Consider the following 24021-nt stretch of genomic DNA (forward strand, 5'->3'; position numbering starts at 1 on the left):
ATGGACTTCTTCATGCTAATGACACCGGACGGCGTTCCCCTCAATTACGATACGATCGCTATCGTTATCGCCATCATGTTTATGTATACCTTCGTGGGTATCTGCGCCGGTTTTGGCGGCGCGCTCACCACCATGCCGCTGATAACGCTGTTGTTGCCGCTCAAAATGGCGGCCCCCATGTCGGTCATTGTCGGCACGGCAACGGCCCTGTATGCCACCTGGCTTTCGCGCAAAGAAACCCAGTGGAAATCGGCCCTGGTGCTGATTCTGTTTTCCTTCGCAGGTATACCGGTGGGCATTTATGCGCTTTCCTATTTGCCCGATCACATTATGAAAGTTGGCCTCGGCGCATTTCTGATCCTCTACTCCTTTTACAGCCTGTTTATTCCCCGCCTGCCGGTCTACGACAAAAACTGGATAGCCATGCCGATCGGGGCGATCGCCGGGGCCTTAGGCTCAGCGTTTTCCACCAATGGTCCACCGGTGGTGATTTACGGCATGCTGCGCAATCTGGCACCCGCCGCATTTCGCGGCACCCTGAATGCATTTTTCACCGCCAATAACATCGCCATTATTGGCGGGCTCACCACCAGCGGCATTCTGACTCTTTCAACCCTCAAACTGGTGCTGTTCTGCATTCCCACCATGATCCTCGGCTCTTTGGTGGGTCAGTACGTGCATAAACGCATTTCTGTGAACGTCTTCCGACTGATGGTCTTTTTGCTGCTGATTGCCTCCGGGGCGATGTTGATCAAAGGCGCGATGGGCATCTCTGCACTGAGTGCGCTGCTGCCGCCATTCGCTCTGTTACTGGTGCTACAGCTCCTTTTTGGTAAAAGAGTCGCGGCGATTCGTGCCACCAATCAGGCTTAATGGAGAAAAATTCTATGCGTCAGACAGCAACCGAGAATGTCAGCGACCCGGCCCGTTTACGCTTACCGTTCCGCGAAAAACTCGCCTATGGGATGGGCGATTTAGGCTCAAATATCCTGCTGGATATTGGTACGCTCTATCTGCTCAAGTTCTATACCGACGTGCTGGGCCTGCCCGGAACCTACGGCGGGATCATCTTTCTGCTGGCAAAGTTTTTTACCGCGTTTAGCGATATGGGCACCGGCATCATGCTTGATTCGCGCAAAAAGATTGGCCCAGCGGGAAAATTTCGCCCGTTCGTGATTTACGCGGCGTTTCCGGTGACGCTGTTGGCGATTGCTAACTTCGTCGGTACGCCGTTTGACGTGACGGGCAAAACGGTTATGGCCACGGTGCTGTTTATGCTCTACGGCCTGTTCTTTAGCATGATGAACTGCTCCTATGGCGCGATGGTGCCTGCTATCACCAAAAATCCTGACGAGCGCGCGTCGCTGGCGGCCTGGCGTCAGGGTGGGGCCACCCTCGGCCTGCTGCTGTGTACCGTGGGCTTTGTGCCGGTCATGAACCTGATTGAAGACAATACCCAGCTGAGTTATCTGTTTGCTGCCACGCTGTTTTCACTGTTCGGTCTGTTCTTTATGTGGTGTTGCTACGTCGGCGTTAAAGAGCGTTACGTCGGTTCCCCATCGGCAACCCCGACGCAAAAACCTGGCTTACTGCAATCCTTTCGCGCGATTGCGGGTAACCGCCCGCTGTTTATCCTTTGCATCGCCAACCTGTGTACCCTGGGTGCGTTTAACATCAAGCTCGCGATTCAGGTTTATTACACCCAGTACGTGCTGAACGATCCCATTCTTCTCTCCTGGATGGGCTTTTTCAGCATGGGATGCATTTTTATCGGCGTGTTCCTGATGCCCGGTGCGGTTCGCCGTTTTGGTAAGAAAAAGGTCTACATCGGCGGGTTATTGACCTGGGTGGCAGGCGATCTGCTCAACTACTTCTTTGGCGGGGGCTCAGTTAGTTTTGTTGCCTTCTCGTGTCTGGCCTTTTTCGGCTCGGCGTTTGTAAACAGCCTGAACTGGGCTCTGGTTTCCGACACCGTGGAGTACGGCGAGTGGCGTACCGGTGTGCGATCGGAAGGGACGGTTTATACCGGCTTTACGTTCTTTCGTAAGGTCTCACAGGCGTTAGCAGGGTTCTTTCCCGGCTGGATGCTGACACAAATTGGTTACGTGCCTAACGTGGTGCAGTCCACCCGGACGGTTGAAGGCCTGCGAGAGCTGATTTTTATCTGGCCTTGCGTCCTGGCCATAATCACTATTCTGGCGATGAGCTGCTTCTATAACCTCAACGAGAAGATGTATATCCGCATCGTGGCAGAGATTGAGGCACGTCGTCTTGAGGGCACAACATGAGCCGCCATGATCCGTTAACCCTGAAGCTGAGCCTGCGTGAGAAATGCGCCTACGGCATGGGCGATTTAGGGTCAAATCTGATGCTGAGTATCGGTACGTTATATCTGCTGAAGTTCTACACCGATCAATTGGGTATGCCCGCTTTTTACGGGGGCCTTATCTTTCTGGTCGCGAAGTTTTTTACCGCCTTCACCGATATGTTGACCGGGGTGCTGCTGGATTCACGACGTCATTTTGGCCCGAAAGGAAAATTCAGACCCTTTATTCTCTATGCCGCGATCCCGGTGGCCCTTGCCGCCACGGCGCAGTTTATCGCTAACGATTTCAGTCTGACGATGAAAACGGCGCTCGCCACCCTGCTGTTTATGCTGTTCGGCTTGTTCTACAGCCTGATGAATTGTTCCTATGGCGCAATGGTTCCGGCGATCACCAAAAATCCGCATGAGCGGGCGCATCTTGCGGCGTGGCGTCAGGGTGGGGCGACACTTGGGCTTTTGTTGTGTACGGTTGGCTTTATGCCCGTTCAGGCGATGTTCAGCACCAACCCATCAACGGGGTATCTGGTGGCCGCGCTGCTTTTCGTCACCGCTGGATTATTTTGCATGGGGTGGTGCTATCGCGGTGTTAAAGAACGCTATGTCGAGGCACGGCCCGATCATCACAAACCCAGCATCATGAAATCGTTCTGTGCCATCTTCCGTAACCCGCCGCTGCTGGTGCTGTGTATCGCCAACCTCTGTACCCTGGCGGCATTTAACATCAAGCTCGCCATTCAGGTCTATTACACTCAGTACGTGCTCAATGACCTTCATTTGCTGTCGTGGATGGGATTTTTCAGCATGGGCTGCATTTTGCTGGGCGTACTGCTGGTACCTGCAACCGTAAAACGATTTGGCAAGAAACAAGTTTATCTCGGCGGCCTGATGCTGTGGGCGGTGGGGGATATCCTGAACTATTTCTGGGGCAATTCCTCGCTCCTGTTTGTGTCGTTCTCGTGTATGGCGTTTTTTGGCACCGCATTTGTGAACAGTCTCAACTGGGCGCTGGTCCCTGATACCGTTGATTACGGCGAATGGAAAACGGGCATTCGTGCGGAGGGCTCTGTTTATACCGGTTATACCTTCTCCCGCAAGATATCGGCTGCACTCGCCGGTTTCCTGCCTGGTATTATGCTCACCCAAATTGGCTACGTTCCCAATGCCGTACAAAGTGCCGACGCGTTGCTTGGACTGCGCCAGCTGATTTTCCTCTGGCCCTGCGGCCTGGCGATCATCGCCGCAATCACGATGGGATTCTTTTACCAACTCAACGAAGCGCGATTTACGGCGATCATTGCAGAGATAGCACAACGGAAAAAACATGAAGATTTGGCAGAGCCAAAATTAGTGATAAATACTTCACGCAAGCTTACAAATTAATATTTAATTAATAATAAGATTAAAGCCACTAATTAACTTACCGTGCTAACCACCCGCTAACACCTTTATTTAGCTATAGCTTTGAATTAGTATCTCCGCGATTAATTCGTGGTTTTTTATATATCATTCCTCCCGCGAATTTAAATCCCTTATACATAACTCATGGAAATATTATTATGCGGATTAATAAACTAACCCAGGCCTTATTTGGCATGGGTGCCCTTTGCGTTGCTGGGCAAGCCTTCGCATTAGAAGCATGGAACGGCCAGGAAGGCAGCGATCAATTCAACGTTATCTTCAATAACAGCGTCTATCAGAATGCCTGGTGGGTTGGTGCAGATCAGTGCCCAGGTAATGCACAGCAGGATCAGGGTACCAACCCATGGCGTTTAACCCGCGGTGCGACGGCACAGGAAATCTCGCAATATGGCAATCCAACCGATTGTGACATTGCTGGCGGCAACGATTCGGTTAACCTGTCTGAATTTAGCCAGGATCAGTCTTATTCAAAAGACGAAAAAGTGCAGTACAACGGTGCAACATATAAAACAAATGAATTAGTCTCTGCCCATTCATATATTCCAGGTAAAGAAAATCCGTGGAAAGTCTGGCAAGCGACGCCAGAATGGCAAAATGGGAAAGTTTATAACGCTGGCGATATCGTTACCCGCAACGGTCAGTCTTATGAAGCGCTGTTTTATACCAATGCCAACGATCCGGCATTAGCTGAAAACCAAAACCCGACCAAAAATAACGGCAAACCGTGGTATCCGTTAGGCGCGTCAAGCACGGTAACGCAGGCGCAAGCGAATGCAGCCCCAGCGTTGAACCTGAATACGCTGTACGATGCAGGGGCGTTGATGACCTGGAACGGCACGCCGTATATTGCTCAGTGGCAGGTTAAAGACGTGACGCCAGAAGGCGTGTCGCCATGGCGTGCCTATGTCGAATGGGGCAATACCAAAGAGCGCGTAGGCACCCCGAAATCCGCGTGGCCTAAACAGTTTTACGCCCCGTACGTTGATTTCACCCTGAACAGCATTCCGGATCTCGCCGCTGTTGCTCAAAGCAATAACGTAACCCACTACACGCTGGCCTTCGTCGTTTCAAAAGACGCTGACACCTGTATGCCAACCTGGGGCACCGCTTACAGCATGGGCGATTACGCTCAGTACAGCAAAATCAAAGCGCTGCGTGAAGCAGGCGGTGATGTGATGGTGTCTATCGGCGGGGCGAACAATAGCCCACTGGCGGCAAGCTGTAAAAATGTGGCCGATCTCCAGCAGCACTATTACGACATCGTCGATAACCTGAATCTCAAAGTCCTGGATTTTGATATTGAAGGTACCTGGGTTGCCGATCATGAGTCTATCGGACGTCGTAACCAGGCCGTTAAAGCCGTACAGGATCAGTGGAAGAAAGAAGGCCGTGAGGTGGCGGTTTGGTACACCCTGCCGATTCTGCCAACCGGTCTGACCCCTGAAGGTATCTACGTCCTGCAAGACGCGAAAGCCAAAGGCGTTGCGCTGGATGGTGTTAACGTGATGACGATGGATTACGGCAATATCCAGTGCCAGTCTGACGGTACAGAAGGTCAGAATATCCACGGTAAATGCGCCACCGACGCGGTGGATAACCTCTTTAAACAGGTTAAAGCTATCTGGCCTGAGAAGAGCGACAACGCCGTTTACGCCATGCTCGGCACCACGCCGATGATTGGCTATAACGACGTGCAGGGCGAAGTGTTCTATATGTCTGACGCTCACCATGTTTATCAGCATGCCAAAGATCACGGCATTGGCATGATTGGTGCCTGGTCCATGATGCGTGATCGTCCGGGTATCGAGAAACAGGTTTCGCCAGAACATAGCGGTATGACCGAGCAGCAGGCACCGCTGTATGCTTACAGCAATGTGTTTGCACCGTTTACCCAAAACTCCGCGAACCCGAACCAGAATCACCCACCTGTGGCGTATGCCGGTATCAGCCAGCAGATTGATAAAGCGGGCGTGGTTACCCTGGATGCCTCCGGTTCCTCCGATCAGGACGGGGATAGCCTGACCTGGCAGTGGGAACAGCTCAGCGGCCCGGCGGTAAACCTGTCGAACGCCAATGCGGCAAAAGCCACCTTTACCGTTGCCTCCCCGCTGGTACCGGCGAGCTACAGCTTCCGCGTGACGGTCAATGACGGCAAACAGTCCTCTCATGCAGACACCACCGTCACGGTGACCGACCCTAATCAGCCCGTTAAACCGGCTCTGTCAGTAGCGACAATGCAGCAGGTGAACGCGGGTAGCCAGGTGACGATTGTGGCCACCGCGACCGACCCGGACAGCACCGCTCAGCAGTTGAAGTGGCACTGGACGCTACCGGCAGGTGTTGGCCAGGTAAGCGGTCAGGATACCAATACGCTGACCATTATCGAACCCGCGGATGCGAAAGAAGCCAGCTATGCGCTGCAGGTGAAAGTCACCGATCAGAGCGGTCTGAGTGCGAATGGTGAAGTTACGTTGCAGGTTCACGCCGCGGCGCAGCCTGATCCGACCCCAGCACCAGCCGGAGATTATGACTATGTGTACCCTGATGGCCTTGCCAGCTACACCGACGGAACCAAAGTCCTGGCCGCGGATGGTAGCATCTATCAGTGTAAACCGTTCCCGTACTCAGGATGGTGTGCAGGTGCAGCCTGGGCATACGCGCCGGCAACCGGTAGCAACTGGCAGGACGCATGGGATAAACGCTAAGCGTTGATGACCAGACGTAAGCCATAAAAAAAGCCGCTGAAATTCAGCGGCTTTTTTACATGCAGAAGACGTTAATTACGCGTCTTTTGGCCCACGGCCAGCACGTTTACGGTCGTTCTCGGTCAGGTGACGTTTACGAATACGGACAGAAGTAGGAGTAACTTCTACCAGTTCGTCGTCATCGATGAACTCAAGAGCCTGTTCCAGCGTCATTTTGATCGGCGGAACCAGAACCGTTGCTTCGTCTGTACCAGACGCACGCATGTTGGTCAGTTTCTTACCGGTCAGGCAGTTCACAGTCAGGTCGTTAGAACGGCTGTGAATACCGATGATCTGGCCTTCGTAAACTTCTGCACCGTGACCCAGGAACAGCTTACCGCGGTCCTGCAGGCTGAACAGTGCAAACGCAACCGCTTTACCCTGACCGTTGGAGATCAGTACGCCGTTGTTACGCTGGCCGATTTCGCCTGGCTTAACGTCGTCGTAGTGGCTGAAGGTGGAGTACAGCAGACCGGTACCGGAAGTCATGGTCATGAACTCGGTACGGAAGCCGATCAGGCCACGTGCCGGGATCAGGTAATCCAGACGAATACGGCCTTTGCCATCAGGGATCATGTCTTTGACATCGCCCTTACGCTCGCCCATAGCCTGCATGACCGCGCCCTGGTGCTGTTCTTCGATATCCAGAGTCACGTTCTCGAACGGCTCTTGCATACGACCATCGATCATACGGTTGATAACTTTCGGACGGGACACAGCCAGTTCGAAGCCTTCACGACGCATGTTTTCGATAAGAACGGACAGGTGCAGTTCACCACGACCGGAAACACGGAATGCATCCGCATCTTCAGTTTCTTCAACGCGCAGTGCCACGTTGTGCACCAGCTCTTTGTTCAGGCGGTCGAGGATCTGACGTGAAGTCACGTACTTACCTTCTTTACCACAGAACGGAGAGGTGTTGACGTTGAAGAACATGGTAACGGTTGGTTCATCAACGGACAGCGCTGGCAACGCTTCAACCGCCTGCACATCGCAGAGGGTGTCGGAGATATTCAGCTCGCCCAGACCGGTGATAGCGATGATATCGCCCGCTTCCGCTTCGGTGGATTCAATACGCTCCAGGCCGAGGTGGGTCAGGACTTTACCGACTTTACCGTTACGGGTTTTACCTTCGCTGTCGATGATGGTGATTTGCTGGTTAGGCTTCACTTTACCGCGCTTGATGCGACCAATACCGATAACACCAACGTAGTTGTTGTAATCGAGCTGGGAGATTTGCATCTGGAACGGACCATCAAGGTCAACGCTTGGTGCTTTAACGTGGTCAACAATCGCCTGGTACAGCGGAGTCATGTCTTCCGCCATATCGGTGTGATCGTTACCGGCAATCCCCATCAGTGCAGATGCATAGATGATTGGGAAGTCGAGCTGCTCGTCAGTCGCATCGAGGTTAACGAACAGGTCAAAGACCTGATCCACAACCCAGTCAGGACGCGCGCCAGGACGGTCAACTTTGTTGATAACCACGATCGGACGCAAACCATGGGCAAATGCCTTCTTGGTTACGAAGCGCGTCTGCGGCATTGGGCCATCCATTGCGTCAACGACCAGCAGCACGGAGTCTACCATGGACATTACACGTTCAACTTCACCACCGAAGTCGGCGTGGCCTGGGGTATCAACGATGTTGATACGGTAGTCATTCCATTTGATAGCGGTGTTTTTAGCGAGGATGGTAATCCCACGCTCTTTCTCCAAGTCATTGGAGTCCATCACGCGTTCGGTGGCTTCAGCACGTTCGTTACTGAAAGTACCAGATTGCTGCAGCAGCTTATCGACCAGGGTAGTTTTACCATGGTCAACGTGCGCGATGATGGCGATGTTACGCAGATTTTCGATCACAACTTTGCCTCAGGCATTAGAAATAGCGCGTTATTGTACACGGATTAATCGCACTACAAAACAGGATCACAAACATCCTCTGCAAACAAGTATCGCAGAGTTGGCCTGTGATCGCTTTCACGAAGAGTAAAAAGGGCCTAATTACACAAATTGCACCAAAACAGTGCCCGCATTTCACACATGAGCACTATTTTGGTGCAAGATATCCATCATGGTGCAGCCCTTTTGCACTATGGTGCGCATCATAACGCCTTTTGGGGGGCATTTAAAAGTTGGCACAGATTTCGCTTTATCTTTTTCAAGGCAACAACGCCACATAACGTAGTGCCAAGAATAGTTCGTTACCACGACGACAATGACAAATCCGGGAGAGTTTAAGTATGTCCGCTGAACACGTTTTGACGATGCTGAACGAGCATGAAGTGAAGTTTGTTGATCTGCGCTTCACCGATACTAAAGGTAAAGAACAGCACGTCACTATCCCTGCTCACCAGGTGAATGCTGACTTCTTCGAAGAAGGCAAAATGTTTGATGGCTCCTCGATTGGTGGCTGGAAAGGCATTAACGAATCCGACATGGTTCTGATGCCAGACCCAACCACTGCTGTCATTGACCCGTTCTTCGAAGAATCTACCCTGATTATTCGTTGTGATATTCTTGAGCCAGGCACCATGCAGGGCTACGACCGTGACCCGCGTTCTATCGCGAAGCGTGCTGAAGAATACCTGCGCTCCACTGGCATCGCCGACACCGTCCTGTTCGGACCAGAACCAGAATTCTTCCTGTTCGACGACGTGCGCTTCGGTAGCTCCATCTCCGGCTCACACGTTGCTATCGACGATATCGAAGGCGCATGGAACACCGCGACCAAATACGAAGGCGGTAACAAAGGTCACCGTCCAGCAGTGAAAGGCGGTTACTTCCCGGTTCCACCGGTAGATTCTTCACAGGATCTGCGTTCCACCATGTGTCTGGTGATGGAAGAGATGGGCCTGGTTGTTGAAGCTCACCACCACGAAGTGGCGACTGCGGGTCAGAACGAAGTGGCTACACGCTTCAACACCATGACCAAAAAAGCGGACGAAATTCAGATCTACAAATACGTTGTGCACAACGTGGCACACCGTTTCGGTAAAACCGCGACCTTCATGCCAAAACCAATGTTCGGTGATAACGGTTCCGGTATGCACTGCCACATGTCTCTGGTTAAGAACGGAACTAACACCTTCTCTGGCGACAAATATGCAGGTCTGTCCGAGCAGGCGCTGTACTACATCGGCGGCGTCATCAAACACGCGAAAGCCATCAACGCCCTGGCAAACCCAACCACCAACTCCTACAAGCGTCTGGTCCCGGGTTATGAAGCACCGGTTATGCTGGCTTACTCTGCCCGTAACCGTTCTGCCTCTATCCGTATCCCAGTGGTTGCGTCCCCGAAAGCACGTCGTATCGAAGTGCGCTTCCCGGACCCAGCGGCTAACCCATACCTGTGCTTCGCAGCACTGCTGATGGCAGGTCTGGATGGTATTAAGAACAAGATCCACCCAGGCGAAGCAATGGACAAAAACCTGTATGACCTGCCGCCGGAAGAAGCGAAAGAGATCCCACAGGTTGCTGGTTCTCTGGAAGAAGCACTGAACTGCCTGAACGAAGACCGCGAGTTCCTGACTGCGGGTGGCGTGTTCACTGACGAAGCTATCGATGCTTACATCGCGCTGCGCATTGAAGAAAATGACCGCGTTCGCATGACTCCGCATCCGGTTGAATTCGAGCTGTACTACAGCGTTTAAGAAAAATAATACTCAGCGGATTTCTTGCCGCAGCAAGGCAGCAACTGAGCGAATCCCAGGAGCATAGATAACTATGTGACTGGGGTGAGCAAAGGCAGCCAACACCGCTGCGGTAAGAAAGACGTAGAGGATTTTGTTGCCGTGGAACTTTTGGCCCATCTTCGGATGGGCTTTTTTCTCCACCAACTCACTGAGTTCAGACGCTTAGCGACCAAAAACCGCTATAATGCACTAAATTGGTGCACACCTTTTCAGGAGACTGCTGGATGGCAACAGGCGTGCTGCCCGATGCAGGGCAGATCCTCAATTCTTTAATCAACAGTATCTTACTGGTCGATGACGAGCTGGCAGTGCATTACGCCAACCCGGCAGCACAGCAGCTGCTCGCTCAGAGTTCGCGTAAATTATTCGGTACACCGCTGCCGGAACTGTTGAGTTATTTTTCCCTGAACATCGGCCTGATGCATGAAAGCCTGCAGGCGGGTCAGGGCTTCACTGACAACGAAGTGACGCTGGTGATTGATGGTCGCTCACATATTCTTTCGTTAACCGCCCAGCGGCTGCCTGATGGCCTGATTCTGCTGGAGATGGCACCGATGGATAACCAGCGTCGCCTCAGCCAGGAGCAGTTGCAACACGCCCAGCAGGTGGCGGCGCGTGATCTGGTGCGCGGTCTGGCGCATGAAATCAAAAACCCGCTCGGCGGCCTGCGCGGCGCGGCACAGCTCTTGAGCAAAGCGCTGCCCGACCCGTCGCTGACAGAATACACCAAAGTCATCATTGAGCAGGCCGATCGTCTGCGCAACCTGGTGGACCGTTTACTCGGCCCACAGCAACCGGGCATGCACGTCACAGAAAGTATTCATAAAGTGGCGGAACGGGTGGTGAAACTGGTGTCGATGGAGCTGCCGGAGAACGTACGTCTGACACGCGATTACGATCCAAGTCTGCCAGAATTGCCGCACGATCCCGACCAGATAGAGCAGGTTTTATTAAATATCGTGCGCAATGCGCTCCAGGCGTTAGGCCCGGAAGGCGGCGAAATCGTGCTGCGGACCCGCACCGCATTCCAGCTGACGCTGCACGGCGTACGTTACCGTCTGGCGGCCCGCATTGATGTGGAAGACAACGGGCCAGGGATTCCCTCACATCTGCAGGATACGTTGTTCTATCCGATGGTGAGTGGACGCGAAGGCGGCACCGGGCTGGGCTTGTCCATCGCCCGCAATCTGATCGATCAACACTCCGGTAAAATTGAGTTCACCAGTTGGCCGGGCCATACCGAATTCTCGGTTTATCTGCCCATTCGGAAATAGAGGTGCATTTTATGCAACGCGGGATAGCCTGGATCGTTGATGACGATAGTTCCATCCGTTGGGTGCTTGAACGTGCACTCACGGGCGCAGGATTGACCTGTACCACCTTTGAAAGCGGTAGCGAAGTACTTGATGCGCTGGCCAGCAAAACGCCTGACGTGCTGCTGTCTGATATCCGTATGCCGGGCATGGACGGACTGGCACTGCTGAAACAAATTAAACAACGCCATCCGATGCTGCCGGTCATCATAATGACGGCCCATTCCGATTTGGATGCCGCCGTCAGCGCGTATCAACAGGGCGCTTTTGATTATCTGCCTAAGCCGTTTGATATTGATGAAGCGGTAGCGCTGGTCGAGCGCGCCATCAGCCATTATCAGGAACAGCAGCAGCCGCGTAACGCGCCGGTTTTTGGCCCAACGACGGATATTATCGGCGAAGCCCCGGCGATGCAGGACGTGTTCCGCATCATCGGTCGTTTGTCGCGTTCATCAATAAGCGTGCTGATCAACGGGGAATCCGGAACGGGTAAAGAGCTGGTCGCTCATGCGTTGCATCGTCACAGTCCACGCGCCAAAGCGCCGTTTATTGCGCTGAATATGGCCGCTATTCCTAAAGACCTGATTGAATCCGAGCTGTTTGGCCATGAAAAAGGCGCGTTCACCGGGGCGAATACCATTCGTCAGGGGCGCTTTGAGCAGGCCGACGGCGGGACGCTGTTCCTTGATGAAATCGGCGATATGCCGTTGGATGTGCAAACACGTTTGCTGCGTGTGCTGGCCGATGGCCAGTTTTATCGCGTGGGCGGCTATGCGCCAGTGAAAGTGGATGTCCGAATCATTGCGGCGACCCACCAGAACCTTGAACTGCGCGTGCAGGAAGGCAAATTCCGTGAGGATTTATTCCACCGCCTGAACGTGATCCGCGTCCATCTGCCGCCGCTGCGCGAACGTCGGGAGGATATTCCCCGCCTGGCGCGTCATTTCTTGCAGGTTGCTGCCCGTGAACTTGGGGTGGAAGCTAAGCTGCTTCATGCCGAAACCGAAGCGGCGTTAACGCGCCTCGCGTGGCCAGGCAACGTGCGCCAGCTGGAAAACACCTGCCGCTGGCTGACGGTGATGGCTGCCGGTCAGGAAGTGCTGATTCAGGATTTACCGCCTGAGCTGTTTGAAAGCACGGTCCCGGAAAGTGCGTCGCATTCTCTGCCGGACAACTGGGCAACGCTGCTGGCCCAGTGGGCTGATCGGGCGTTGCGTTCCGGTCATCAAAACCTGCTGTCGGAAGCCCAGCCTGAGATGGAGCGCACGCTGCTGACCACCGCGCTACGTCACACGCAGGGGCACAAACAGGAAGCCGCCCGCCTGCTGGGATGGGGACGAAACACCCTCACCCGCAAGCTGAAAGAGTTGGGAATGGAATAAGCACAGGTTTGTCCCGGCGGCACAACTCGCCGGGACAGATGATTCAAATCACGCGAGAGAACTGCTGCATCCGCGCTTTCTGGCGCAGATAGGTATCAAAGCACATGCAGATATTACGGATCAGCAAACGCCCTTTTGGCGTCACCTGAATGCCCTGTGCCGTCACGTCCACCAGCCCGTCTTTCGCCAATGGGGCCAGCAGTTTTAAATCTTCTGCAAAGTAATCTTCGAAATCCAACCCCCACTGTTTTTCTACCGCCGCGAAGTCGAGCCGAAAATTACAGATCAGCGATTTGATCACGTCGCGACGAATACAGTCCTCGGTGGTCAACGCAATTCCCCGCCACAGCGCGTTGCCGCCTTCATCCACCTGCTGATAGTAGCGTTTGAGCTCTTTCTGGTTCTGCGCATAGCAGTCGCCAATCATACTGATGGCAGACACGCCGAGACCCAGCAGGTCACTGTCGCCCTGTGTGGTATAGCCCTGGAAATTCCGGTGCAGCACGCCTTCGCGCTGGGCGATAGCCAGTTCGTCATCAGGACGAGCAAAGTGATCCATGCCGATAAACTGATAGCCAGCGTCGGTCAACGAGGCGATGGTTTCCTGCAAAATATCGAGTTTTTGCTGCGCTGACGGCAAGTCTTCATCTTTGATTTTGCGCTGCGCCGCGAACAGGTTGGGCATATGCGCATAGTTAAACACGCTCAGACGGTCTGGATTCAGTTCAGCCACCCGCTTGAGGGTAAAGGCAAAGCTTTCCGGGGTTTGCTTCGGCAGGCCGTAGATGAGGTCGATATTGGTCGAGGAGAAGCCAATCTCACGAGCATGATGGAGCAATGCAAAAATAAAGGCTTCGTCCTGCTCGCGGTTCACCAGGCGCTGTACTTCTTTGTTGAAGTCCTGCACGCCCATACTCAGACGGTTAAAGCCTTCGCCCCGTAAATGATCCAGCACATCCAGCTCAATTTCACGTGGGTCGACTTCAATAGAAATCTCAGCATCGGTACGGAAATCAAAATTCCCGCGCAGCAGCTGCATCAGACGACTGATTTGGGCTTTATTCAGGTAGGTTGGCGTCCCCCCGCCCCAATGCAGCTGGCTCACCTGGCGACCGGCAAACAGCGGCGCACGGTGCAGAATTTCCTGTTCCAGTGCATCGAGATACTGATCGGCTTTGTGCTGCTGGCGGGTCACAATCTTGTTGCAGCCACAGAAATAGCAGAGCTTATGGCAAAACGGAATGTGGACGTACAGCGACAGCGGGCGCTCAGGATAACGGGCAACCGCCTTGAGAAAGTCGGGTTCGCCGAACGCGTCAGAAAACTCCAGCGCGGTGGGATATGAGGTATAACGTGGCCCGGAATAGTTGTACTTCTGGATCAGGGCCAAATCCCAGTCGATTAACTGCTCAGACATGCTTACTCCTTCCGGTGGTATCGCGAACGACGACGGCGTGCCGGCGGGCCCAGTTGTCGGGAACCCAGCCGGTTGCGCAGCCAATGTTGACGCCGCGACAACCGTCGTAGTTTAACGAATAACCACCCCAGATAACACATAACCAGAAGGGTTATAAGCAGGACGGGCAGTCCGAGGGGGTGCAAACGTTAGTTTCCGCCCTTCAGCAGACGCATCATGTCTTCTTTGCCTTCGTCTTCTTCTTCGTCTTCATCGTCGTCGTAAGAAAGACCCAGCTGCTGCATCAGCGCATCAATACGATCGAGCTGCGCATCAACCCAGGTTTGTTCTTCGGCGTTCAGGCTTCCGCCCTCTTCCAGACGTTCCAGCAGCGCATCCAGGCGCTCATCATTCTCCAGTAGATCCAGCTCGGCCTGCGGTGAAAGCATAGGTTTCTCGCTCTTCGGTTTTTGCTGCCTGGTTACCGGACGCTCTACAGCGCCCAGCGGAATGGGGGTTTTGCTGCCAATACGGGGATCTTTCTGCTGGCCCTGTTTTTTGCCACCAGCGCCTGCCTCACCGCCAGTCGCGCGGCTACCTGCTGCGTGACCCCGATGCTTTTTGTCGCGTTTACGGTCACGCGCTTCCTGATTCAGCTCTTCACGCGTCTTACGACGGGCTTTGCCAGGGGCTTTAGTGCGCGGTGCGGATATTGGTTTTTTCATGATGATGGGTGTCTTTACGTTGTTTACTTCAGTATAGAATTGAGCCGGAATCTAGCAGAAAGCAGACAAAGAAAAAAGGCGACAGAGTAATCTGTCGCCTTTTTTCCTGACTCATAACCCATTACAGGTCTCACATTCCCTGTTTGCCACCAACACACCCTGTTTATCCTTTGGCGAAGAACACTCCGTGTCTTGGTCCTTGTCCCTTTAAAACGTCTCCGGACGTTTGCCTCCTGGCAATTCCTTCGTCTTAGCCTCCTGGCGTTCCTGACCCTCGTCCTGAGTTCTTTTCCTTTCGGCATCCTCGCCTGATGAGAAGTACTTTACCGTGTTTCGCAGAGCGTACAAGCCACCGTCAGGCACAATAATCGACTTTCGGAAAAATACTAAAAGCTAACGTTTTGATTTACATATAATGTCAAAAAAAGTGTCCTGCAACTTCTCCTAAATATCGCATAGGGAGAATAGCCAATCTCCTACATACTGTAGGGATAACGCTGACAGCAGCAACACGCGACAAACGCCGCCTTTTGCCATTGTTCAGGTATACTCCCCGCCATAGCCCGATTTTATGGAGATGCACCTTTGACTACCCTGAACTATCAACAGACGCATTTTATTCTTAGTGCGCCAGATATTCGCCACTTACCGTCCGATACCGGAATTGAAGTGGCGTTTGCCGGTCGCTCCAATGCAGGTAAATCGAGCGCACTAAACACCCTGACCAACCAGAAAGGCCTGGCGCGAACCTCAAAAACGCCGGGCCGTACGCAGCTCATCAACCTGTTTGAAGTGGTTGAAGGCAAGCGCGTAGTCGATTTACCCGGCTACGGCTATGCCGAAGTTCCGGAAGAGATGAAGCTGAAATGGCAGCGCGCGCTGGGCGAATACCTGGAAAAACGCCTCTGCCTGAAAGGCCTGGTCGTCCTGATGGATATTCGCCATCCGCTGAAAGACCTTGATAAGCAGATGATCGAATGGGCTGTGGACAGCAACATTGAAATATTGGTGCTGCTGACAAAAGCAGACAAGCTGGCGAGCGGCGCACGTAAAGCGCAGCTGAATACGGTGCGAGAGGCCGTGCAGGCGTTTAATGGCGATATTCAAGTCGAAGCGTTTTCTTCACTGAAGAAAATCGGTGTGGATAAACTGCGACAGAAGCTCGATACCTGGTACAGCGAAATCGCCCCGCAGGAAGAAGAAAGCGAAGCGGAATAACCCTTCAGGCGCGGTGCTCTCCGCGCTTTTTTATTTTCTTTCACGCAATAAAAAACGCCCCAGTCATTACTGACTGGGGCGGCTAAAATATTCAGCCAAATCCGATTACGTGAAGTAAAAGGTCTGAAAGATAGAACATCTTACCTCTGTACCCTACGCGAATAACTTTACTCTTTTTTGCTGGGCCCAGAAAGCACTTTTTGTAGTTTTTTTTCACTCTTTACATAGCGAATTCCGATGATCATCACAAAACGCTATAAGTTATGTTGCTTACTTACAAAAACTTCCACCGTCATTTCTGAACTCAAAATGGGTCCAGGTGGCGAATATTTCGCCACCTGACAGTCACTTAGTGCGCCAGATCCCAGTTCACGCCGCTACCGACTTCCACCAGCAGCGGGACGTCGAGCGTAGTACTGTTTTCCATTAATTCGTGAACTTTCTTCGTGACCGCGTCGAGGTCGTCTTTATGCACTTCGAACACCAGTTCATCGTGCACCTGCATGATCATTCGCACCCGCGGCTGTTCTTTCTGCAACCAGGCATCGACCGCAATCATGGCACGCTTGATGATGTCCGCAGCTGTACCCTGCATTGGAGCGTTAATCGCCGCGCGCTCGGCACCGGCGCGGCGTGCCGCATTGCTGGATTTGATGTCCGGCAGATACAGACGACGACCTTCCAGGGTTTCAACATACCCCTGCTCTTTTGCCTGTTCGCGGGTGCGCTCCATGTATTCACGGACCCCCGGATAGCGCTCAAAGTACAGATCCATGTATTTCTGCGACTCTTTCCGCGGAATGTTCAGCTGACGGGAAAGCCCGAATGCGCTCATGCCGTAAATCAGACCGAAGTTAATCGCTTTCGCGCTGCGACGCTGTTCGTTGCTGACGCTATCCAGCGGCAGGCCAAACACTTCCGCAGCGGTAGCACGGTGAATATCTTTGCCTTCCGCGAAGGCTGACAACAGGCCTTTATCGCGTGAAAGGTGCGCCATAATACGCAACTCAATTTGCGAGTAGTCCGCAGAGACAATCAGATAATCTTCTGGCGCGATAAACGCCTGACGAATACGACGCCCTTCTTCGTTACGCACCGGAATATTTTGCAGGTTAGGATCTGTGGACGATAAGCGTCCTGTGGCCGCAACGGCCTGATGATACGAGGTGTGGACCCGGCCCGTTTTCGGGTTAATCATCAGCGGTAGCTTGTCGGTATAGGTTGATTTCAGCTTCGCTAGCCCACGATACTCAAGGATGACTTTCGGCAGTGGGTAATCCAGCGCCAGCTCTTCCAGTACTTCTTCCGAGGTCGACGGGGCACCGCCAGGGGTTTTCTTCAACGGCTTAATGCCCTGCTTTTCAAACAGGATAGTCTGTAACTGTTTCGGGGAAGAGAGATTAAATGCTTCACCGGCAATCTCATGCGCCTTTTGCTCCAGCTCAACCAGACGCGTGGCCAGTTCGGCCGAATGGTTGTGCAGCACGTCAGGATCGATGTTCACCCCGTTACGTTCCACCCGAGAGAGCACCGGTACCAGCGGCATTTCGATAGTCTGGAAGACATTCAGCGGGCCTGCGTGCTTCTGTAGTTTTGGCCACATTTTGAGGTGCAGCTGTAGGGTGACGTCCGCATCTTCTGCGGCATAGCGCCCCGCCTCTTCCAGCGCAATCTGATTGAAGGTCAGCTGGTTTTTGCCTTTACCGGCAATCTCTTCGAAGGTGATGGTTTTGTGCTTGAGCCAGCGATCGGACAAGCTGTCCATATCGTGCCGTCCGGCCACGCTATCGAGCGTGTAGGATTCCAGCATGGTATCGAAAGCGATACCGCGCAGTTCAATACCGTAATTCGCCAGGATGCCACGATCGTATTTAAGGTTCTGCCCGACTTTGAGGCACTTTTCATCTTCCAGCAGCGGTTTTAAAAGCTCCAGCACGCGCTCGCGAGAGAGCTGTTCCGGCGCATCCATGTAATCATGAGCGACAGGCACATACGCGGCCTCACCTGGCTCTGTAGCGAATGACAGGCCTACCATATTGGCAGAGATGTTATCGAGGCAGTCGGTTTCGGTATCAAAGGCAAAAACAGGCGCGCTTTTCAGTTTCTCAATCCACTGCAAGAGCGTCGCTTCATCAACAATGGTGACATAGTTGTCAGCGGAAAGTGCCACGGCAGGCTCTTCAGCTTCTACTTCAACAGCCGCTGAAGCTGCTGCTGTTGGTTTCGCCGCCGGTTTTCCACCTTTTGCCTGTAACCAGGTCCCGGCTTCAACATCGGTTATCCAGCGTTTGAATTCATACTGTTTGAACTGGCTCAGAAGCTCATCAGCTGAAGGTGACTGTACTTCAAGCTGTTCACAGGTCAGTTCCAGTTCAACGTCGGTTTTAATGGTCGCGAGCTTGTATGACAGATACGCCATCTCTTTGTTCTGCTCGAGCTTCGCGGCCATGGTTTTTGCCCCACGGAACGTCAGCCCGGCAATTTTTTCTGGCTCGGCATACAAGGTATCCAGTCCACCCAATCCTTGCAGCAGCGCCTGTGCCGTTTTTTCACCCACGCCAGGCACGCCCGGTATGTTATCGGAGGAGTCGCCCATCAGCGCCAGGAAATCGATAATCAGCTCCGGCGGCACACCGTACTTCGTGACCACTTCTTCCGGGCCAAGCACGGTATTGGTCATGGTGTTGATAAGCGTGATGTTCGGCGTCACTAGCTGAGCCATGTCCTTATCACCGGTGCTGATCAACACCGGACGGCCCGCTTTTTCAGCCTCACGTGCCAGAGTGCCGATCACGTCATCGGCCTCAACGCCGGATACTGCCAGCAGTGGCAGGCCCATCGATTTCACCATCGCGTGCAGCGGTTCAATCTGCGCACGGAGATCGTCAGGCATCGGCGGACGGTGAGATTTGTAGTGTTCGAACAGTTCATCACGGAAAGTCTTGCCCTTGGCATCAAAGACTACCGCCGCATGAGTTGGTTGATACTGCATGATCAGGCTGCGCAGCATATTCAGCACACCGTACATGGCACCTGTCGGTTCACCCGCGCTGTTAGTCAGCGGGGGGAACGCATGATATGCGCGGTAGAGATAAGAGGAGCCATCAACCAGGATGAGGGGGTTTTCTTGGATCTGAACCATAATTTCCGTGCCTGTTTATCAGATTAGGGGTAAAGGATGCCACAGACAGAGGTAAAACTTGAGTTTTTCGCCGTTATTGCCGCAAAAGTTTTATAGATCCTCGGGATCGCTCGCAAACACATTCTGTGGATAAGTTTGTGCATAAATTTATTCCGTCGAGTAAATCCTGTTCACCCTTGATTCCATGTAACAATATTCACTATATTTTTCATGACGTTATTAAAGATCCATACCATTAAACACATCATTGGTGACTATTTGTACCGTGTGGATATAACTAATCGTTACTTTTCTGTTTTGGTAGTCCCCGTGTTTAGGGGGGATTTCTGGTAAAATCAGCCTCTTGCGCCTGCGTAAGCCGCACTTTATACAATTAACTATCTGAATAAATTAATTATGTCGAGATTACTCGCTGCGATCACGCTTGTGCTGAGTGTCGCCCTGACCATTGTCGTGACCATTACTTGTTCGGTGCCCATTATACTCGCCGGAATGACCAAACTCCTGCTTCCCATTCCCGTGGTGTGGCGCGCTATCTCAGCATTCTGTAACCTGATGATGTACTGCTGGTGCTCTAGCCTGGCGCTACTCCTGCACCTGAACCCGTGGCTGAAATGGGATATTGAGGGTCTGGAAGGCCTTAATAAAAAAAAATGGTATCTGCTTATCTGTAATCATCGCAGTTGGGCAGATATCGTGGTGCTGTGCGTCCTGTTCCGGAAGCACATTCCAATGAATAAGTACTTTCTCAAGCAGCAGCTGGCATGGATACCGTTTATTGGGCTCGCCTGCTGGGCGCTGGATATGCCGTTTATGCGTCGTTATTCCAGAAGCTATTTAATTCGCCACCCGGAGCGCCGCGGTAAAGATGTCGAAACGACCCGCCTGTCCTGCGAGAAATTCCGTAACCACCCAACCACCATTGTGAATTTTGTCGAAGGTTCTCGCTTTACAGATGAGAAACATCAGCAAACTCGTTCGCCGTATCAGCATTTACTCCCGCCGAAGGCAGCCGGTGTAGCGATGGCCTTAAATGTGCTTGGCAGTCAGTTCGATAAATTGATGAACGTTACGCTCTGCTATCCGGAAAACGATCGGACGCCTTTCTTCGACATGTTGAGCGGCAAGTTAACACGCATTGTTGTGCGCGTGGAGCTGATATCTGTTACCGATGAGCTGCACGGTGACTATACGAATGATAAAAACTTTAAACGTGGTTTTCAGCAATGGCTGAATGCGTTATGGGCCGAAAAAGATTCCCGGATTGAAGAGATTAAAGCGGGGGCAGGTGTTAAATCAGGTTATTGAATTTTCCAGGCGCGAAAACAATAACGCCGGTCAGTGACCGGCGTTATTTTTATTTCTTCTCAACCAGTTGCTTCACCGTGTCGGCATATTGCTGCACGAACACGTCCATGTTGCTGGTATCCATACCCTGTGGGTTCACCTGATATTTGCCGTTCACGTACATCGCCGGAACGCCCTGCAACTGCATGTCAGCGGCTGCTTTTTCCTGCTGCGCCACCAGGGATTTCACCACGAAGCTGTTCCAGGCTGCATCGTAATCTTCGCCTTTAACACCAGCATTAACGAAGACCTGGCGAATATCTGCCACGGTCTGCACGGTCTGGGTTTTTTGTACGGCTTCAAACATTGGAGCTGTGATTTTATCTTCTACGCCCAGAGCCTGCGCGACCGCCCACGCCTGAGTCAGCTCTTTACCCAGTGGGCCGAGGAACTCAACGTGATACTTGGTCATTTTGGTGCCTTCTGGCAGTTTTTTCTTCACGGTATCAGACACGTGAAGGACTTCTTCAAACTGGTAGCAGTGTGGGCAATAGAATGAGAAGAACTCCAGAACCTGCGGCTCGCCAGCAACGGGCTTTTCAAGCGTCGTGTACTGCTTACCATCCGTGATTTGCGCAGCGGAAGCGCTGAATGCCAGAATCATTCCTGCCAGCGCCAGAAAAATCTTTTTCATTGTTAACTCTCTCCTAAAAATGTCGGTTAATACATTGGCGTTAATTGTAATGGGGGTTCCTGGAGAACTCGGACTTGTTCCAGGAACATTTGGGTTTGCCTGCGCCAGTTATCTTCCTCTGTAAGCCAGGGAAAATTAACCGGGAAAGCAGGGTCCCCCCAGCGGCGGATTATCCACGCCAGGTAATAAACCATACGCATAGCGCGTAAAGGTTCAATGAAGGAAAGCTCAGCCGTATCGAATGAACTGAACTCTTCATAGGCTTCAAGAACGATATCGAGCTGCATAAGACGTTCAGCACGATCGCCGTGCAACAGCATCCACAAATCCTGTACGGCAGGGCCATTACGGGCATCATCAAGGTCAACGAACATAGGCCCATCACGCCAGAGAATGTTGCCTGCATGGCAATCGCCGTGAAGTCTCAATGAGATAAAACGGGTGTGCCATTGCTGCATGACTGCGTCGATCAGTTTATCTGTTGCAGCAAGGAAATCAGCCTTTAAGGATGAGGGGATCAGCGGGGTGGCGTCGAATATCTGACGGGGTTCCAGTAAATATTCCTGAATCCCAATATCAGGCCGCGCACTAAAGCGCTTCTTACGGCCAGTCTGATGCAGGCGGCCGAGGTAGCGACCCACCCATTCAATCTGATCCAGATTATCCGGTTCGAACTGACGCCCGCCCACGCTTGGGAAGACAGCAAAAGAGAATCCCTGCTGGCTAAGCAGCGTTTCGCCATCGAATGCGATAGGTGCGGCGACAGGAACATCGTCGGCTTGCAACTCAAGCGCAAACTGGTGTTCTTCACGAATTTGCTCCGCCGACCAACGCTGTGGGCGATAGAATTTGACGACGAAACGACGCCGGTCTTCATCCTGAAATTGCCAGACGCGGTTCTCATAACTATTGAGCGGAGTTAGCCCCGAATCCACCCGGATACCCTGATCGAAAAGAGCATCTACGATGGTATCCGGGTGAAGAGTCTGGAAAGTAAAAGCCTTATCGTTCATCCGATTATTTGATCATCCGGAAATTACTGCGAATAATTCAGGATATCATTTCACAGGCTTTTCGGTTGCGCCGCTTACAAGCTTTTACTCTTTAATTACGCCACGAGCACGGAGCAGCGCGGTTTTAAAATCTTCTTCATAATCTTTCTTAATACCTGGGATCACCGCATCTTTCTCAGAATCGCGCATTTTCAGGTGGTAAATCAGAATATCATCGGAAAGATCCGTCAGCTCTCCGTCAAAACCTGACTCTTTCGCCAGTTTCTGCAAGAATTGCATCAAATTCAGCTCTGGCTCTTTTTGCCAGGCCGGCTGGAGGAGTTCAATCACCTCATTCAGACGTTTACATTTCATTCATTTGCTCCTTAGGCTTAACCGTCACACGTTAGCAGGGTCAAACCCACAATAAAAGAGGCGATATTTGTGAATCAGCATCATGGGGTCATTGGCGTCGTACTGGCAGGCGGTAAGGCGAGTCGAATGGGGGGAGAAGATAAGGGCTTACAGCTGCTGAACGGCACCGCTTTATGGCAGCATGTCGCTCATCGGCTCATCCCACAAACTCAGTCGCTGGTGATTAGCGCTAATCGCTCGCTCGATGTATACCGAGCCAGTGGTTATCCTGTCATTCAGGATAAGCTTGCTGATTATCCTGGCCCACTTGCCGGCGTGCTTTCGGTGATGCAGCATTCACACGGTGAATGGTTTTTGTTTTCACCCTGCGATACTCCCTTTATTCCGCGCTTTCTTTCAGAACGCTTTTGGCAAATGAAAGCGAATGCTCCCGCGGTGTGGGCCTATGACGGCGAGCGCGATCACCCCGCGATCTCGCTAATCCACCGCAGCGTTTTGTCATCGCTGGAGAGTTATCTCCATGCCGGGGAGCGTCGGGTGATGGTGTTTCTACAGCAGGTGAATGGTCATCGCGTCGATTTTAGCGACGTACAAGGCGCGTTTATTAACGTAAATACCCCAGACGATCTGCGCAATATGCAGGAGAAAGAATGATCCCTGTTCTGGCAATTTCCGCATGGAGTGGTACCGGAAAAACAACTTTATTGAAAGCACTCATCCCTGAGTTGTGCGCCCGAGGGTTGCGTCCCGGGCTGATCAAACACACCCACCATAGAATGGATGTTGATACACCCGGTAAAGACAGTTATGAGCTTCGCAAAGCCGGGGCTGCACAAACCATGGTGGCCAGCTCTCAGCGCTGGGCATTAATGACTGAAACACCCGATGAGGAAGAGCTCAACCTTACCTATCTGGTCAGCCGAATGGATGCATCCACGCTCGATCTTGTGCTCGTCGAAGGGTTTAAGCATGAGCCTGTCGCTAAAATTCTGCTGTTCAGGCAGGGAATGGGGCATCAGCCTGAAGACCTGCTCATTGATGAACACGTCATTGCGGTGGCCAGTGATGCGCCTGTTGAGGCGTGTGTTCCTCTACTGGATATCAGCAATATCACTCAAATAGCTGATTTTATTGAGTATTGGTGTGCAGGTGAAATGAAAAAATAATACAGACCAGGCAATCATTGTATTGCCTGTTATCTGGTGACCGATCGTAGAAATGCAAAAAGCCCAGTCTTTCGACTGGGCTTCTTACTTAATTGATGCCTGGCAGTTCCCTACTCTCGCATGGGGAGACCCCACACTACCATCGGC

Annotated in this window: 19 protein-coding genes; 11 read left to right on the forward strand and 8 right to left on the reverse strand. The window is 52.5% G+C overall.

What is annotated here, in order from left to right:
* The 4 genes from SIK69_RS17545 to SIK69_RS17560 all read left to right on the forward strand — a co-directional run bounded on the left by SIK69_RS17545 (position 1) and on the right by SIK69_RS17560 (position 6450).
* Complete coding sequence (locus SIK69_RS17545) at positions 1–873, forward strand: sulfite exporter TauE/SafE family protein (RefSeq protein ID WP_319629624.1); 873 nt, start codon at positions 1–3, stop codon at positions 871–873.
* A 14-nt stretch (positions 874–887) separates the two neighbouring features.
* Entirely contained in the window at positions 888–2288 is a 1401-nt protein-coding gene (locus tag SIK69_RS17550) for an MFS transporter (protein ID WP_319629625.1), read from the forward strand.
* Positions 2285–3706 carry an MFS transporter gene (locus SIK69_RS17555; protein ID WP_319786658.1) on the forward strand — a complete coding sequence of 474 codons (1422 nt, stop codon included), beginning with the start codon at positions 2285–2287 and terminating at the stop codon, positions 3704–3706. The genes SIK69_RS17550 and SIK69_RS17555 overlap by 4 nt, the downstream gene beginning before the upstream one ends.
* 176 nt (positions 3707–3882) lie before the next feature.
* On the forward strand, positions 3883–6450 hold the full coding sequence (locus SIK69_RS17560) for a PKD domain-containing protein (protein ID WP_319786659.1): 2568 nt from the start codon (positions 3883–3885) through the stop codon (positions 6448–6450).
* Positions 6451–6525: 75 nt separating this feature from the next.
* Here the strand turns inward: SIK69_RS17560 and typA are convergent, their stop codons facing one another.
* Positions 6526–8352 carry a ribosome-dependent GTPase TypA gene (gene typA, locus SIK69_RS17565; protein WP_319629628.1) on the reverse strand — a complete coding sequence of 609 codons (1827 nt, stop codon included), beginning with the start codon at positions 8350–8352 and terminating at the stop codon, positions 6526–6528.
* Positions 8353–8732: 380 nt separating this feature from the next.
* On the opposite strand from typA, the gene glnA reads away from it, so the two are divergent.
* From glnA to glnG, 3 genes are all read left to right on the forward strand, one after another.
* Positions 8733–10142 carry a glutamate--ammonia ligase gene (glnA, locus tag SIK69_RS17570; RefSeq protein ID WP_319629629.1) on the forward strand — a complete coding sequence of 470 codons (1410 nt, stop codon included), beginning with the start codon at positions 8733–8735 and terminating at the stop codon, positions 10140–10142.
* Between the two features lie 266 nt (positions 10143–10408).
* On the forward strand, positions 10409–11458 hold the full coding sequence (gene glnL / locus SIK69_RS17575) for a nitrogen regulation protein NR(II) (RefSeq protein ID WP_319629630.1): 1050 nt from the start codon (positions 10409–10411) through the stop codon (positions 11456–11458).
* Positions 11459–11469: 11 nt separating this feature from the next.
* Positions 11470–12879: a nitrogen regulation protein NR(I) gene (glnG, locus tag SIK69_RS17580; protein ID WP_319629631.1), complete on the forward strand. Its 1410-nt coding sequence runs from the start codon at positions 11470–11472 to the stop codon at positions 12877–12879.
* 43 nt (positions 12880–12922) lie between these two features.
* Here the strand turns inward: glnG and hemN are convergent, their stop codons facing one another.
* Together hemN and yihI are read right to left on the reverse strand one after the other, a co-directional pair.
* A complete protein-coding gene (hemN, locus tag SIK69_RS17585; RefSeq protein ID WP_319629632.1) occupies positions 12923–14296 on the reverse strand; it encodes an oxygen-independent coproporphyrinogen III oxidase in 1374 nt (457 codons plus the stop codon).
* 188 nt (positions 14297–14484) lie between these two features.
* On the reverse strand, positions 14485–15000 hold the full coding sequence (gene yihI, locus SIK69_RS17590) for a Der GTPase-activating protein YihI (RefSeq protein ID WP_319629633.1): 516 nt from the start codon (positions 14998–15000) through the stop codon (positions 14485–14487).
* A gap of 585 nt (positions 15001–15585) precedes the next feature.
* On the opposite strand from yihI, the gene yihA reads away from it, so the two are divergent.
* Positions 15586–16218, forward strand: a complete 633-nt coding sequence (gene yihA / locus SIK69_RS17595; RefSeq protein WP_319629634.1) for a ribosome biogenesis GTP-binding protein YihA/YsxC — start codon at positions 15586–15588, stop codon at positions 16216–16218.
* A 91-nt stretch (positions 16219–16309) separates the two neighbouring features.
* Here the strand turns inward: yihA and spfP are convergent, their stop codons facing one another.
* Entirely contained in the window at positions 16310–16357 is a 48-nt protein-coding gene (gene spfP, locus SIK69_RS22995; protein WP_071892919.1) for a small protein SpfP, read from the reverse strand.
* Positions 16358–16567: 210 nt separating this feature from the next.
* On the reverse strand, positions 16568–19360 hold the full coding sequence (gene polA, locus SIK69_RS17600; RefSeq protein WP_319786660.1) for a DNA polymerase I: 2793 nt from the start codon (positions 19358–19360) through the stop codon (positions 16568–16570).
* Positions 19361–19756: 396 nt separating this feature from the next.
* Between polA and yihG the strand changes: the two genes are divergently transcribed.
* The gene (gene yihG / locus SIK69_RS17605) at positions 19757–20668 is read left to right on the forward strand and encodes a 1-acylglycerol-3-phosphate O-acyltransferase, YihG family (protein ID WP_319786661.1); all 912 of its coding nucleotides are present in this window, start codon (positions 19757–19759) and stop codon (positions 20666–20668) included.
* A 49-nt stretch (positions 20669–20717) separates the two neighbouring features.
* On the opposite strand, the gene dsbA is transcribed toward yihG, so the two are convergent.
* From dsbA to SIK69_RS17620, 3 genes are all read right to left on the reverse strand, one after another.
* Positions 20718–21341 (reverse strand): thiol:disulfide interchange protein DsbA, encoded by a 624-nt coding sequence (dsbA, locus tag SIK69_RS17610; protein ID WP_319786662.1) that lies wholly within the window; start codon positions 21339–21341, stop codon positions 20718–20720.
* 26 nt (positions 21342–21367) lie between these two features.
* Positions 21368–22354, reverse strand: a complete 987-nt coding sequence (locus tag SIK69_RS17615) for a serine/threonine protein kinase (protein WP_319629638.1) — start codon at positions 22352–22354, stop codon at positions 21368–21370.
* An 84-nt stretch (positions 22355–22438) separates the two neighbouring features.
* Entirely contained in the window at positions 22439–22708 is a 270-nt protein-coding gene (locus tag SIK69_RS17620; protein ID WP_319629639.1) for a YihD family protein, read from the reverse strand.
* 69 nt (positions 22709–22777) lie between these two features.
* Between SIK69_RS17620 and mobA the strand changes: the two genes are divergently transcribed.
* Together mobA and mobB are read left to right on the forward strand one after the other, a co-directional pair.
* On the forward strand, positions 22778–23362 hold the full coding sequence (gene mobA, locus SIK69_RS17625; RefSeq protein WP_319786663.1) for a molybdenum cofactor guanylyltransferase MobA: 585 nt from the start codon (positions 22778–22780) through the stop codon (positions 23360–23362).
* Positions 23359–23874: a molybdopterin-guanine dinucleotide biosynthesis protein MobB gene (gene mobB, locus SIK69_RS17630; RefSeq protein WP_319629641.1), complete on the forward strand. Its 516-nt coding sequence runs from the start codon at positions 23359–23361 to the stop codon at positions 23872–23874. The genes mobA and mobB overlap by 4 nt, the downstream gene beginning before the upstream one ends.
* Positions 23875–24021 lie beyond the last annotated feature (147 nt).

The organism is Scandinavium lactucae (assembly GCF_033843265.1).
Classification (GTDB): domain Bacteria; phylum Pseudomonadota; class Gammaproteobacteria; order Enterobacterales; family Enterobacteriaceae; genus Scandinavium; species Scandinavium lactucae.

What these genes read in the sequence shown, in the direction of transcription:
- SIK69_RS17545 (WP_319629624.1), top strand. Translation starts at nt 1, where the DNA reads ATGGACTTCTTCATGCTAATGACACCGGACGGCGTTCCCCTCAATTAC.
- glnL (WP_319629630.1), top strand. Translation starts at nt 10,409, where the DNA reads ATGGCAACAGGCGTGCTGCCCGATGCAGGGCAGATCCTCAATTCTTTA.
- SIK69_RS17555 (WP_319786658.1), top strand. Translation starts at nt 2,285, where the DNA reads ATGAGCCGCCATGATCCGTTAACCCTGAAGCTGAGCCTGCGTGAGAAA.
- SIK69_RS17550 (WP_319629625.1), top strand. Translation starts at nt 888, where the DNA reads ATGCGTCAGACAGCAACCGAGAATGTCAGCGACCCGGCCCGTTTACGC.
- glnG (WP_319629631.1), top strand. Translation starts at nt 11,470, where the DNA reads ATGCAACGCGGGATAGCCTGGATCGTTGATGACGATAGTTCCATCCGT.
- glnA (WP_319629629.1), top strand. Translation starts at nt 8,733, where the DNA reads ATGTCCGCTGAACACGTTTTGACGATGCTGAACGAGCATGAAGTGAAG.
- yihI (WP_319629633.1), bottom strand. Translation starts at nt 15,000, where the DNA reads ATGAAAAAACCAATATCCGCACCGCGCACTAAAGCCCCTGGCAAAGCC.
- polA (WP_319786660.1), bottom strand. Translation starts at nt 19,360, where the DNA reads ATGGTTCAGATCCAAGAAAACCCCCTCATCCTGGTTGATGGCTCCTCT.
- yihG (WP_319786661.1), top strand. Translation starts at nt 19,757, where the DNA reads ATGTCGAGATTACTCGCTGCGATCACGCTTGTGCTGAGTGTCGCCCTG.
- SIK69_RS17620 (WP_319629639.1), bottom strand. Translation starts at nt 22,708, where the DNA reads ATGAAATGTAAACGTCTGAATGAGGTGATTGAACTCCTCCAGCCGGCC.
- SIK69_RS17560 (WP_319786659.1), top strand. Translation starts at nt 3,883, where the DNA reads ATGCGGATTAATAAACTAACCCAGGCCTTATTTGGCATGGGTGCCCTT.
- SIK69_RS17615 (WP_319629638.1), bottom strand. Translation starts at nt 22,354, where the DNA reads ATGAACGATAAGGCTTTTACTTTCCAGACTCTTCACCCGGATACCATC.
- hemN (WP_319629632.1), bottom strand. Translation starts at nt 14,296, where the DNA reads ATGTCTGAGCAGTTAATCGACTGGGATTTGGCCCTGATCCAGAAGTAC.
- mobB (WP_319629641.1), top strand. Translation starts at nt 23,359, where the DNA reads ATGATCCCTGTTCTGGCAATTTCCGCATGGAGTGGTACCGGAAAAACA.
- dsbA (WP_319786662.1), bottom strand. Translation starts at nt 21,341, where the DNA reads ATGAAAAAGATTTTTCTGGCGCTGGCAGGAATGATTCTGGCATTCAGC.